The 13607-nt window shown below is 67.3% G+C and carries 7 protein-coding genes; 6 read left to right on the forward strand and 1 reads right to left on the reverse strand.

All coding sequences use genetic code 11. From position 1 onward, the window contains the following. Positions 1–103: 103 nt before the first annotated feature. From GNX71_RS07205 to GNX71_RS07215, 3 genes are read left to right on the forward strand one after another with little or no spacing between them, the layout of a single operon-like run. The gene (locus tag GNX71_RS07205) at positions 104–2836 is read left to right on the forward strand and encodes a tannase/feruloyl esterase family alpha/beta hydrolase (RefSeq protein WP_241027189.1); all 2733 of its coding nucleotides are present in this window, start codon (positions 104–106) and stop codon (positions 2834–2836) included. Further along, positions 2833–4191 carry a hypothetical protein gene (locus tag GNX71_RS07210; protein ID WP_206177690.1) on the forward strand — a complete coding sequence of 453 codons (1359 nt, stop codon included), beginning with the start codon at positions 2833–2835 and terminating at the stop codon, positions 4189–4191. Before GNX71_RS07205 ends, GNX71_RS07210 begins: the two co-directional genes overlap by 4 nt. A 29-nt stretch (positions 4192–4220) precedes the next feature. Next, the gene (locus tag GNX71_RS07215) at positions 4221–5204 is read left to right on the forward strand and encodes a tripartite tricarboxylate transporter substrate-binding protein (protein ID WP_206177691.1); all 984 of its coding nucleotides are present in this window, start codon (positions 4221–4223) and stop codon (positions 5202–5204) included. Positions 5205–5256: 52 nt separating this feature from the next. Here the strand turns inward: GNX71_RS07215 and GNX71_RS07220 are convergent, their stop codons facing one another. After that, on the reverse strand, positions 5257–5970 hold the full coding sequence (locus GNX71_RS07220) for a FadR/GntR family transcriptional regulator (protein ID WP_206177692.1): 714 nt from the start codon (positions 5968–5970) through the stop codon (positions 5257–5259). A 238-nt stretch (positions 5971–6208) separates the two neighbouring features. Here GNX71_RS07220 and GNX71_RS07225 point away from each other — a divergent pair, with 238 nt between their 5' ends. The 3 genes from GNX71_RS07225 (at position 6209) to GNX71_RS07235 (ending at position 13604) form a co-directional block, all read left to right on the forward strand. Then, on the forward strand, positions 6209–9463 hold the full coding sequence (locus GNX71_RS07225) for a glycoside hydrolase N-terminal domain-containing protein (RefSeq protein ID WP_206177693.1): 3255 nt from the start codon (positions 6209–6211) through the stop codon (positions 9461–9463). A 76-nt stretch (positions 9464–9539) separates the two neighbouring features. After that, positions 9540–10598, forward strand: a complete 1059-nt coding sequence (locus GNX71_RS07230) for a porin (protein ID WP_206177694.1) — start codon at positions 9540–9542, stop codon at positions 10596–10598. Between the two features lie 30 nt (positions 10599–10628). Then, the gene (locus GNX71_RS07235; RefSeq protein ID WP_206177695.1) at positions 10629–13604 is read left to right on the forward strand and encodes a right-handed parallel beta-helix repeat-containing protein; all 2976 of its coding nucleotides are present in this window, start codon (positions 10629–10631) and stop codon (positions 13602–13604) included. Positions 13605–13607 lie beyond the last annotated feature (3 nt).

A 13607-nucleotide genomic window follows, 5' to 3' on the forward strand; every position in this document is an offset into this window, starting at 1 on the left:
GAATCTATCGTCCGGCCGCCCATTCAAAACAAAGAGCGGCCCACCGAGGCCGCATGCCGGAGACAAGACCATGCGCCCACCGCGCCCCCGTTCGATTCTTTCGATGACTGACGTCGCCCGTCGCGCCCGCCGTTCGTTCGGCCCCGCGATCGGCATTTCGCTGGTTTCACTGGTTCTGGCCGCTTGCGGCGGCGGTGGGGGAGGCGGCGGCAGCGGCTTCTTCCCGATCGTGCCGAACAACCCGCCGGCCGGCGACGGCTCGTCTGACAACCCGCCGCCTCCGCCCGTGGTGCCGGTCGTGGCCTGCGCGGACCTCGCAGGCAGGAGCCTGCCCGCCTCGCTCATCAGCCTGCCCACGCAAGGCGCCACCGTCACCAGCGCCACGCCGGTGGCCGCGACCGACGCCGGCAACCAGTTGGGCGACTACTGCCGCGTGCGCGGCACCATCCAGCCGGTGGACCCGGCATCGCAACTCATCAACTTCGCGGTCAACCTGCCCGAGAAGTGGAACCAGAAGACGATCCACTTCGGCGGCGGCGGCTTCGACGGCGTGCTGATCGACGGCACCGAGGTCATCCGCTTCGGCCCCGCCGGCAAACCCGCGCCGCTCGCGCTTGGCTACGCCACCTACGGCGACGACGCTGGCCATCAGTCCAGCAGCATCACCGACGGCAAGTTCGCGGCTAACGACGAACAGCTCGCCAACTACGGCGGCCAGTCGCTCAAGAAGACGCGCGACGTGGCGCAGGCACTGGTGTTCGTGCGCTATGCAATGAAGCCCAAGCATGCGTACTTCCTCGGCACCTCGACCGGCGGGCGCGATGCGCTCAGCTACATCCAGCGGTGGCCCGAGGACTACGACGGCGTGATCGCCAACGAACCGGCACTCAACTACACCGGCACGCGGCTGTCTAACGTAGCGGTGGGGCGTGCGCTGTACAAGGACGGCGGCAAGGGCTGGATGACCGTGGGCCAGACGGTGCTGGTGCAGAACGCCGCGAAGGCGGCCTGCGACAAGCTCGATGGCGCGGTCGACAACATCGTGAGCAACGTCGAGAGCTGCCGCAAGCTCAACGAGCAGATCCTCGCCGCGCTGCCGCGCTGTCCCGGCGACATCTCCACAGGCGACACCTGCCTGACGGAAGCCCAAATCAAGACCGTGCGCGCCATCGAGGACCCGCTGGAGTTCAGCACCTATTCGTTGGCCAACGGCGTCAAGCGCGCGGGCGGCTACAACATCCTCGAAGGCACGCAGGTCGCGGGGCCGTACACCACGCGCGATCTCGGCACGAGCGCGGACAAGCGGGACGCCAACGTGTTCGTCACTGGCGACCAGTGGGTGAAGTACTTCGTGACACGCAAGGCCGATTTCGACTCGGTCAGTTTCGACCCGCTCGACCCGGGGGCCGAATACGCCTTGCGCGTGACTGCGGTATCGAACCTCACCGATGCGACCAACCCCAACCTGGCGCCGTTCTTCGACCACGGTGGGCGAATCATCATGCTGCACGGGCTGGCCGACGAGGTGATCAGCAACAACTCGACCATCGATTACTACAAGCAGGTCGTCGCCACGCTGGGCCAGGCGGCGGTGGACAAGGGCATGCGCTTCTACACCGTGCCCGGCATGGGCCACGGCACGGGCGTGTTCATTCCCAACTGGGACTCGCTCGCGGCGCTCGAAGGCTGGGTCGAAGGAGGCCTGGCGCCGGCCACCGGCGTGGCGGTGGATGCGGTGCCTGCCACCTATGGCCGCACGCGGCCGCTGTGCCTGTTCCCGAGTTGGCCCAAGTACAAGGGCAGCGGCAGTCTCGATGCGGCGGTCAACTACAGCTGCGTGACCGAAGTGGGCGACCCGTTGGCCTGTCCCAATCTGCCGGCCGCCGTGACGAGCTACAAGGGCGGCAATGGCCTGGGCGAGGAACTGCACGTGCAGATCGATCCGGGCACCATGGCCTACACCGTGACCTTCGACGCCACCGTGGGGGTCACGCCCCGCGCAGCGCGCACGGGTTCGTTGGGGAAGCACGGCAATTGCAGCTACACGAGCAGCGAGAAGGGGGCGATCTTCACCTTCGGAGCTGGTGGGGTGCTGTCGGGCGGTGTGAACGTGCCGGGCGACGGAAGCTTCACGCCGCTGTTGGCGTTCCGGAACACTTACGACAACGTGGCCACGCCGACCGATTTCAAGGCCGTGTCCAACACCTTCAATGCAGCAGGCGTGCTGCAGGGTGACACGAGCGCGGCCATCTACAGATCGACAGGCAAGCTGCGCGACGCGGGCACTTTCCAGTACTGCACCAGCGATCCGGTGACAGGTTTCATGGCCTACAACGCCTCGTGCGCGCCGACCGAGAAGGGCTACATCGCCTACAACATCAGCCGAGGTTCGTTCGACGTTTTCACCACGCTGGCGAGCGGCAAAGCTGTCTCGGAAGGCGGCACGCTCAGCGGCTCGATGGTGATCGGGATGGTCAACGGTGCTGCGGTGCCGCTGCACCTGATCCCCAAATCCTTCACCCCGGTTACCGACACGGGCGTGAGCAAGGGCCTGCGTATCCTGGCGCCGCTCGGCCCCACGGCCGGCATGTCCGACGGCAGCTACTCGATGCTGAGCGTGAGCGGGGAAAACCACGATGCTACGGTGGCCGGCACCGCGTTCAACTTGGGCGGAGCGAACGCGGTCCTGAGCTACAAGGCATCGCCGCTGGATGCCGTGGCGCAGGTCGATGCGGGCCGGCCCGGCAACCTGCTCTTCAACAGTGGTGTCCTCGTGTTCCTTTCCACCGCTCCCGCAGGAACCAACGCCGCCCTCGAACTCGGAGTACGCCATTGAAAAAACAACTGTCACAACTCGCTGCCTTCGCCCTGCTCGGCACGGCGCCGCTGCTGTCCGCGCACGCGGCGCCCAGCGCGCCGAAGCCCGCCACCTGCCCGGCAGCCGTCCCCAACACCGCACGCTGCTACACAGGTGAAGACGGCGCCGGCGCGCTCTACTGGATCGCCATCCCGAAGGACTGGAAGAAGGACGCGAACCGCGTCCTCGTGATGCATGCCCACGGCGGCCCCGAGACCGGCCCGCCGGCGCTCGAGCGCAGCGCGGAAGACCTCAAGCGCTGGGCCGTCACCGTGAAGGCCGGCTATGCCTGGGCCGGCTCCACCTACCGGCGCGGCGGCTACGGCGTGACGATGTCGGCCGAAGACACCGAGCGGCTGCGCCAGATCTTCGTGCGCCACTTCGGCCAGCCCAAGCGCACGCTGCTGCATGGCCAGAGCTACGGCGCGGGCGTGGCTGCGAAGGCCGCGGAGCTGTATGCGCCCGTGGGTGATGCGAAGAGCCCCTACGACGGCCTGCTGCTCACCAGCGGCGTGCTCGGCGGCGGCAACAGCGCCTACGACTTCCGGCTCGACCTGCGCGTGATCTACCAGTACGTCTGCCGCAACCATCCGCGGCCCGACGAGCCGCAGTACCCGCTGTGGATGGGCCTGCCGCTCGATTCGAAACTCACCCGTGCCGAGCTTGCCGAGCGCGTGAAGGCCTGCACCGGCGTCGGCCTGCCTGCCGCCCAGCGCACGCCCGAGCAAGCGGCGCGGCTGAAGACGATTCTCTCGGTCGTGAAGATCCAGGAGCGCTCGCTCGTCGGCCACCTGAACTGGGCGACCTGGTTGTTCCAGGACCTGGTGCAGAAGCGCCTGAACGGCCGCAACCCCTTCGGCAACATCGGTGTGGTCTACAGCGGCTCGGCCGACGACGCGGCGCTCAACGCGGGCGTTGCGCGCTATGCCGCCGATCCGCAAGCCAAGGGCGCGCTCGCGGCCGACAGCCAGCCCACGGGCCGCACCTCGCTGCCCACGGTGGGGCTGCATGCCATCGACGACCCGACGGCGTTCGTCGAACTCGAGAATTCCTATCGCCGCATCCGCGACGCGGCCGGCACCGGCGGCAACCTGGTGCAGAGCTTCAGCGCCGAGCGCGAGCACAGCTACCTGAGCGATTCGGAATACCCAGCGCTCTTCGGCGCGCTGATGGACTGGATCGACAAGGGCGAGAAGCCCACGCCGCAGAGCCTCGCGCAACGCTGCGCATCGCTCGCGCCGCGCTACGACACCGACGGCAAGAACGGCTGCCACATCAAGCCCGAGTGGCAGCCGCCCACGCTCGAGAGCCGCGTGCCTTCGCGCGCGCCCTGATTTTCTTTTTGACCTTGACGGAGACTTCCATGAAAAAAATGTTCGCCCTCGCGGCGGTTGCCCTGGCCACCCTGGCTGTCGGTGCACAGGCGCAGGACTTTCCCGCGGGCAAGCCCGTGACCATCGTCGTGCCCTTCGCCGCCGGCGGCCCGACCGACCGCGTGGCACGCGACCTGGCCGAGGCGCTGCGCAAGCCCCTGGGCGGCGCGAGCGTGATCATCGACAACGTGCCCGGCGCGGGCAGCTCCATCGGTGCGGCCAAGGTGGCGCGCGCCACCCCCGATGGCTACACGCTGCTGCTGAACCACATCGCGATGGCCACCGTGCCGACGCTGGTGCGCAACGTGCCGTTCAAGGTCGAGAGCGATTTCGAGTACCTCGGTATCGTCAACGACGTGCCGATGACGCTGATCTCCAAGCCCAGCCTGCCGGCCAACAACTACAAGGAACTCGCGACCTGGATCGCCGCCAACAAGGGCAAGATCAACATCGGCAACGCGGGCGTGGGCTCGGCCTCGCACCTGTGCGGGCTCTTGTTCCAGAGCGCGACCAAGACCGAGATGACGCCCGTGCCCTACAAGGGCACGGCGCCCGCCATCACCGACCTGATCGGCGGCCAGATCGACCTCCTGTGCGACCAGAGCACCAACACCTCGCCGCAGATCGAGGCAAAGAAGGTCAAGGCCTATGCGGTGACCACGCCCAAGCGCCTGACCACGCCGCTCCTGAAGGACCTGCCCACGCTCGACGAAGCGGGCCTGAAGAACTTCGAGGTCACGATCTGGCACGGCCTGTATGCGCCGAAGGGCACGCCGGCACCGGTGCTCAAGAAGCTCAACGATGCGCTGAAGGTGGCGCTGAAGGATCCGGACTTCATCAAGCGCGAAGAGCTGCTGGGTGCCGTGGTCGCGACCGACGGCCGCATCGAACCGGCGGGCCACAAGAAGTTCGTGATCGGCGAGATCGCCAAGTGGACGCCTGTCATCAAGGCGGCGGGCGTCTACGCCGACTGAGAGGTGTGAGGAACCCGCGGGTTCATTCACACCTTCCGGGCGGCGCGCGGCGTCAGCCGCCCGGTACGACGACGGGCTCCCCGCTCCACCGCGCGTGCGACGCCTGCAGGTGGTGCAGCATGGCCGCGGCCGCCACCTGAGGATCGCGTGCCACCAGTGCGAGGTAGATCGCCTCGTGCTCCACGAACGCCGCCTTCCAGGCCTGCGGGTTTTCCGTGCGTTCGGTCATGTGCGACGAGATCGGGCTGTGCCGGTCGTCGAACAGGTCGCCGATGAGCCGGATCAGGATCGAATTGCCCGTCATCTCCGCAATGGCGAGGTGAAAGCGGCGGTCGTTCTCGACCATGGTGCGCCCGCTCAGGCCGTCCTGGCGCATCGCTTCCAGGCACTCCTTCACGCGCTCCAGCTGCTGGCGGCCGACCCGGGCCGCGGCCAGCGTCACGGCCGAGCTCTCGAGCATCGAGCGCACCTGCATCAGTTCTGACGGGCTCTCGCCCAGCGCGGGCGTCTCGCCCTCCAGCACGGCCTGTGGCGAGCAGACGTACACGCCCGACCCCATCCTGATTTCCACCGTTCCGTCGATCTCCAGCGCGATCAGCGCCTCGCGCAGGGAGGGGCGCGACACGCCCAGTTGCAGCGCCAGCTCGCGCTCCGGCGGCAGGCGCGTGCCCGCGCTCAACCGGCCGTCGCGGATGAAGGCGCGAATCCGGTCGGCGACCTGCTGGTAGAGCCGGCGAGTGGGCGGGGACTTGGCGGAAAGAAGCATGCGGCTCCAGGGGAAAAAGGGCGATGGCGCTTGGTCAGGCCAATTTATGCATCCTAAGCGACCCGCACCTCAGAGGGAAGAGCGCCCCTTGGGAACGAAGCCTGTCATAGGGTTTGTTCTGGTAAGGCCAATTCAAGAGGCTGGTTAAATTGGCCCGACCAGATTGGTTCAGGTGAATTGGCCTGACCAAATGAGTCCGTCTGCATCGAGGTCCTGCCATCCACAAGAAAGGGTACACATGCGCTTGAAATCCACCGAGGAGACCGTGTCCATCGCGGGCGACGAGTCGCCCGCCATCGACCTGCGTCGCCGGACGCTGTTCGGCGCGCTGGGCGCCTTCGCCACGTTGCCCTTGCTGTCCGCCTGCGGTGGCGGGAGCGAGGGCGCGGGGTCGGCGTTTCCCTCGGTGGCTGGAGCGCAGGCGCCCGCGGCACCGGCGCCTGCGGCCGCCAAGGCTGCGGTGCCCGATGTGGCCGCCAGCGGCGGCCGGCGCATGTGGTACGCGGCACCGGCCTCCACCTGGCTGGAGGCCTTGCCGCTGGGCAACGGGAGGCTCGGCGCCATGCTCTATGTGGGCGTGTCGTCGGACCGCATCCAGTTCAACGAGAACAGCCTGTGGACCGGCGGCAACAACTTCGACAGCGGCAACTACGACCTGTCCGACCAGGCCTTCGGCACCTACAAGAAGTTCGGCGAGCTGCTCGTCGAATTCGACAGCGGCAACCGCGTGAGCAGCCCCACCGGGCATCTGGGCAGCAGCGGGGAGGAGGTCGAGAAGTCGGTCGACGGCACCTCGGCCACCAAGTGGTGCGTGACGCCGGTCAGCAGCCGCATCGAGTGGCAGGCGACGCTGGCGGCGCCGGCGGTCGTGTCGCGCTACACGATCACGAGCGCCAACGACGTGCCCGCACGCGATCCGCGCCAGTGGACGCTGTCGGGCTCCAACGACGGCACGACCTGGGTGCTGCTCGACAGCGTGAGCCTCTCTGGCGCCTTCGAATCGCGCCTGCAGACCAAGAGCTTCGGCTTTGCCAACACCGCGTCGTACAGCCGCTACCGCCTGGCGTTCACGCACGACACGACCACCCCGCATTTCCAGCTCTCGGAAATCGCGCTCGACGGCGTCGTCTTCGCCAGCGCCCCGGTGCAACCGTGCCTGTCCTCGCCGAGCGGTCATGGCGGCGAGGACAACGTCTCGGCCAACGAAGACATCTCGCGTTCCGTCGACGGCCGGGTCGACACCAAGTGGTGCGTCGAGACGCGCGATGCCGAGGTCGTCTGGTTGCTGGACAACCGCACGCCGGTGGTCGTCAACGCCTGTTCGCTCACCAGCGCCGGCGACGTGCCGGCGCGCGACCCGCAGAGCTGGCAATTGCAGGGCTCGGCCGACGGCATTGCGTGGACCACGCTGGACACCCGCAACCTGGGCGGGCCATTCGCCCAGCGCAATCAGGTGCGCGACTTTGCGTTCAACAACGCCACGGCCTTCCGCTACTTTCGCTTCGTGTTTGCGCGCGACGTGGCGGTGTCCCATTTCCAGGTCGCCAACATCGTGCTGCGGGGGCCGGGCTACACCAGCGACGGCCTCGACGTGCTCGCCAACTACGAGCGCAGCCTCGACCTGCGCCGCGGCGTGCACGGCGTCGGCTTCCGGCGCCAGGGCCAACGCCAGGCGCGCCTGGCCTTCGCCTCGCGCGTGGACGACGTGGTGGTGTGCTTCTACGAGGCCACGCAGGCCGGCGGCCTGTCGGGGCGCATCGCGCTCATGAGCGGGCAGTCGGCGGGCAGCATCACCGCGCCCACGGGCAGCTCGCTGGAACTCACGTCAACGCTGGGCAACGGCCTGCGCAGCGGCGCGGTGCTGCGCGCTATGCCGACCGGCGGCACGCTGTCGAGCGTTGGCAACGAACTGCGCTTTGCCAACTGCAACGGCCTGCTGCTGGTGCTCGATGCGGGCACCGACTACGCGCCCTCCTACGACGCCGGCTGGCGCACCGGAACCGATCCGATGCCCGCCATCCGCCAGAGGGTGGCCGCAGCCACGGCCCGCAGCCTGGACACGCTCGTGGCAAGGCATGCGGCGGATTTCTCGGCGCGCATGGTGCGCGTGCAGGCGACCTGGGGCGCCGAGGCTGCGTCGTCGCTGCGCGCGCTGCCGACCAACCTGCGCCTGAAGTCGTTCAAGACCGACATGGCCGATCCGGGGCTCGAACAGGTCATGTTCGACTACAGCCGCTACCTGCTCGCCAGCTCGTCGCGCCCGGGCGGGCTGCCGGCCAACCTGCAGGGGCTGTGGAACGACAGCAACGACCCCGCGTGGGCCAGCGACTATCACAACAACATCAACGTCCAGATGAACTACTGGGGCGCCGAGACCACCGACCTCGGCGACTCGCACCAGGCCCTGGTGGCCTACGTGCAGGCGCAGGCGGCGCCACTGCGCATCGCCACGCGCGCCGCGTTCGGCAGCAGCACGCCGGGGTGGACGGCCCGCACCAGCCAGAACATCTTCGGCAGCTCCGCGTGGGACTGGAACGTCGTGTCCAGCGCCTGGTATGCGCAGCATCTGTGGGAGCACTTCGCGTTCACGCAGGACGTGCCTTACCTGCGCGACGTGGCCTATCCGCTCATCAAGGAGGTCGTGCAGTTCTGGATGGCGCGTCTCAAGCGCCGGCCCGACGGCCTGTACGTGTCGCCCAACGGCTGGTCGCCGGAGCACGGGCCGGTCGAAGACGGCGTGATGTACGACCAGCAGATCATCTGGGACCTGTTCCAGAACTACCGCGACGCCGCGGCCCGGCTCGGGCAGGACGCCGCCTATGCCGCCGACGTGCAGGCCCGGCAGGCGGCGCTCGCGCCCAACAAGATCGGCAGCTGGGGCCAGCTGCAGGAGTGGCAGGCCGACAACGACGACCCGGCCGACCGGCACCGCCACACCTCGCACCTGTTCGCGGTCTACCCGGGGCGCCAGATCACCCGCACCGCCACGCCGGCCTTTGCCGACGCCGCGCTGGTCTCGCTCAAGGCGCGTTGCAACGAAAGCGCGGCGCACAAGTTCGTTGCCTCCGACGTGGTGGGCGACAGCCGGCGCTCGTGGACCTGGCCTTGGCGGTGCGCGCTGTTCGGGCGCCTGGGCGACGGCGATCGCGCCGGCGAAATGCTCAAGGGCCTGCTCGCGTTCAACACGCTCGACAACCTGTTCTGCGACCACCCGCCGTTCCAGCTCGACGGCAACTTCGGCATCTCGGGCGCCATCGCGGAACTGCTGCTGCACAGCCACGAGGGAAAGATCGTGCTGCTGCCGGCCCTGCCCTTGCACTGGCGCGCCAGCGGCTCCTTCAGCGGCCTGCGCGCACGCGGCGGCTATCGCGTCGACTGCGCCTGGGCCAACGGCCAGGTGACGTCGTACGCCATCGCCGCGGACCGCGCCCCGAGCAAGAACCCCGTCGTCGTGCGCGTGAACGGTGTCGACACCACCGTCGTGCCCGCGTAGTCCCGTTTCCCCCACCGCAGGCCCCGCACCGGGCCGCCCCTCCTACCGACAACAACACGAGAGACAAGGAAAAAAGATGAAGCACGGTTTCCAGGCTGCCACGGCCTCCTTCTGCATGTGCATCGCCGCGGCGGGTGCCCACGCCCAGAGCAGCGTCACTCTCTACGGTCGCGCCGTTGCAGGCGCCGACTACCAGAACAACATCGCCAATGACGCGGGCCAGGGCAGGGGTCACCTGTGGCGCGCGGCTGGCAACCAATGGGGCACCAGCATGCTGGGTGTGAAGGGCACGGAGGACCTGGGCGGCGGAATGGCGGCCTTCTTCGTGCTCGAAGGCGGCTTCGACCTGCCCAAGGCCACGCCCAACGGTGCCGACCTGCTGCTGAACCGCCGCTCCTACGTCGGCCTGCAGGACTACTGGGGCAAGCTGGTGCTGGGCAAGAACCTGTCGATCGCCAACGACGTCTGGTACATCGACCCGACGGGCCAGCAGTTCATCGGCACCGCGACGCTGGTGCGCGGGCGCAACTGGCAGGGCAACGACAACGGGGTCGAGTACACGACGCCGACCTGGGGCGGCTTCAGCGCCACCGTGCAGACGGGCCTGGGCGAGCAGACCGATGGCTTCACGAAGCTGCGCAAGGACGGCGTCTCGGTGTCGTACATCGCGCCCTCGTTCGAAGTGCGCGCCATCTACGACGTGGCGCGCGACAAGAACGGCCAGTACTCCGACCTCTTCAACAAGTCCAAGGAGCTCACGCTCGGCGGCACCGCCACCTTCTTCGACGACCTGAAGATGTTCGTCGGCTACCAGCGGCTGTCGGCGCCCGATGCGCCGCTCAGCGCGCCGAGCAAGGCCAACCACTACTGGGTCGGCGCCAACTACAGGATCACGCCGTTGCTGACGCTGATCGGCTCGATGTTCCGCGTCACGCAGAACCGGAACGCCGGCAGCGCCAACCTGTACATGCTGGGCGCGAACTACGCGCTCTCCAAGCGCACGCTGCTCTACGCCTCGGTGGGCAAGGTCTACAACAGCGAGAACGCCAACTTCTCGGTGGAGGCCACCAACAACAACCCGCCCGCGGGCGGCAAGCAGTCGGGCACGTACTTCGGCATCAGCCATACGTTCTGACGTCGAACGCAATCACACAGGGAGCAAAAAATGAATGAGTGTGTTGTGTTCACGCGTGCGGCAGACGAGATGACGCGGCGCAGGCCGAGCTGGATCGGCGGTGCGATGGCGGCGACGGTCCTGGCGCTCGGCCTGGCGGGATGCGGCGGTGGTGGTGGTGGAGGCGGGAGCAGCTTCTTTCCGCTGCCCGGCGGTGGAAGCGGCGGCGATCCCGTCGCGCCGACCGATCCTGTCGCCCCGGTAGATCCGACGAATCTCTATGTCTCTCCAACAGGCAGCGACCAGAACCCCGGCACGCAGGCCAAGCCCTTTGCCACGCTGAAGCAGGCCGTATCGAAAGCCACCGCAGATGCGCAGGCCGGTGCCGGCAGCGTGCCGCCCGCGGGTCGGACGATCTTTCTCGACCAAGGCACGCACTACCTCGCATCGACCATCGTGCTCGGCCCGGAACTGTCGGGCGCGCCCGGCAAGCCCTTCACGATCGCCGCAGTGCCAGGCACGCAGCCCGTGCTCAGCGGCGCGCGAAAGCTGGAGACGCTGCAATGGTCGACGACCGGCAATGGCGTCTGGACCGCCGCCACCGATGGCACCGATTTCGACGACCTGTACATCGATGGCGAGCGCCAGGTGCGAGCGCGCTATCCCAACTTCCAGCCGCGCAGCGAATCGGGCGAGAGGATCTTCTTCAACGGCAGCGGCAAGGCCACGGACCCGGCGCGCGTGGCGACCTGGAAGAACCCCCAGGGCGGCTATGCGCACGTGATGCTGAATGCCGAGTGGGGCGACATCCACTATCAGATCAAGGGCAAGAAACCCGACAACACGCTCGACCTGAGCGAGGGCACGGGCAACAACCGCATGGAACAGGGGCCGAACTGGAACGTCAGCTTCGTCGAGAACATCTTCGAGGAACTCGACGTGCCGCAGGAGTGGTTTCATGACGTGGCGGCGAAGAAGCTTTACTTCATTCCGAAGACGGGCGCCGATCCGCGGACCGCGCGCATCGAGGTGAGCGGCGGCGCCGACAAGGGCCTTGTCGAGCAGTTGATCGTGCTCAAGGGATCGGAGGCGACACCGATTCATGACGTGGCCATCAAGGGCCTCGTGCTCACGCAGACCGGCACCACCTTCATGAAGACCACCGAGCCGCTGCTGCGCAGCGACTGGAAGGTGTTCCGGGGCGGCGCCGTCTACATCGAAGGCGCACAGGATGTGGAGATTGCCGGCAACGACATGCATGCGCTGGGCGGCAACGCCGTGTTCGTGAGTGGCTACAACCGCCGGGTCGCCGTGCGCGGCAACGAGATCGAGGACATCGGCGCGAGCGGCATTCTTTTCGTCGGCTCGCCGGACGCGGTGCGCTCGCCCGGCTTCCACTACAGCGCACGAACGAGCTACGCCGACATGGACAAGGCACCCGGGCCGAAGACCAATGCCTACCCGTCGCAGTCCATTGCCGAGAACAACCTGATCCACGACATCGGCTTCAGGGAGAAGCAGGCCACCGGCGTGGAGATCTCGATGGCCTCGGAGATCACGGTGCGCAGCAACAGCATCTACGGCACGCCGCGCGCGGGCATCAACATCGGTGACGGCACCTGGGGCGGCCATGTGCTGGAGTTCAACGACGTGTTCGACACGGTGCTGGAGACCGGCGACCACGGCGCGTTCAACTCGTGGGGGCGCGACCGCTACTGGGGCCAGCTGCCACCGGGCAATTCGGGCAATGCGAACGCCGATCTCACTGCGCACCCGGAGATGCCTTTCCTCGACGCCATGAAGCCCACGGCGATCCGCAACAACCGCTTTCGTTGCGACCACGGCTGGGACATCGACCTGGACGACGGCTCGACCAACTACGTGATCGAGAACAACGTGCTCCTCAAGGGCGGGCTGAAGAACCGCGAAGGCTTCAAGCGCATCAATCGCAACAACATCCTGGTGAACAACACCTTCCATCCGCATGTGTGGTTCGCGAACAGCCTGGACCACTTCGAGAAGAACATCGTGATGGGGCCCTACCAGCCGATCGGCGTCGGCACCGGCAACAACGGCGAGCTCGTGGACAACAACCTGCTGCCGACCACCGCCGCGCTGAAGACCGCGCAGGCGATGGGCTGGGATGCCAACTCGAAGGTCTCGGGCGATCCGATGTTTGCCGATGGCGAGAAAGGCGACTTCACGGTCGCGGCCAACTCGCCGGCCCTGGGCGTCGGCTTCCAGAACATCGCGATGGACAAGTTCGGCGTGCAGGACCCGCGGCTCAAGCCGAGGGCCAGGAAGCCGGTCTTCGATCCGCTGAACATCCAGGTGCTGGTGCTGGAGACGCCGTCGGACTTTCTCGGCGCCCGGGTCAAGTCGGTGGAAACGGAGGGCGAGCGCTCCGCCGCTGGCCTGCCGAGCGTGGCGGGCGTGCTCGTGCAATCGGTGACGGCGGGATCGGATGCGGCAAAGAGCGGCGTGCTGGCCAACGACGTTTTTCTCCAGGCGATCGTCGCGGGTCAGCCCAAGGACATCGCGGACAGCAACGACCTGAACGCCGCCCTCGGTGCAGAGGCCGCGAACGGCAAGCTGCATGTGAAGGTCCAGCGGAACAATGTGACGACCGAGTTCGACCTGGTCTTTCCGTCATTGGCCGTGCACAACGACGACTGGTCGGGCATCACCGTCAAGGGCGGCTGGGGGCGTTCCACCAACCGCAACAAGGCGTCGGGGGACTTCAATTTCGATGTGCGCTACACCCAGACGAACGGCGACGAAATGACCGTCGCTTTCACCGGAACCGGGGTGCGCGTGCTGGCGCCCGTCGATACGACGGCGGTGCAGTTCTCGGCCTTGCTCGATGGCGCTACCGCACAGGACATCACCATTCCCGCCGTCGCGGTGTACAAGGGCCAGAGAACGGTCTACAGCATTGCGGGCCTCACCGCGGGCCCACATACCTTGGTACTCAAGAAGGTGTCGGGTGCATACCTCCAGATCGATCGCGTCGATGTGACGCAGTAAGCC

The sequence above is a fragment of the Variovorax sp. RKNM96 genome (assembly GCF_017161115.1).
Lineage (GTDB): Bacteria > Pseudomonadota > Gammaproteobacteria > Burkholderiales > Burkholderiaceae_C > Variovorax.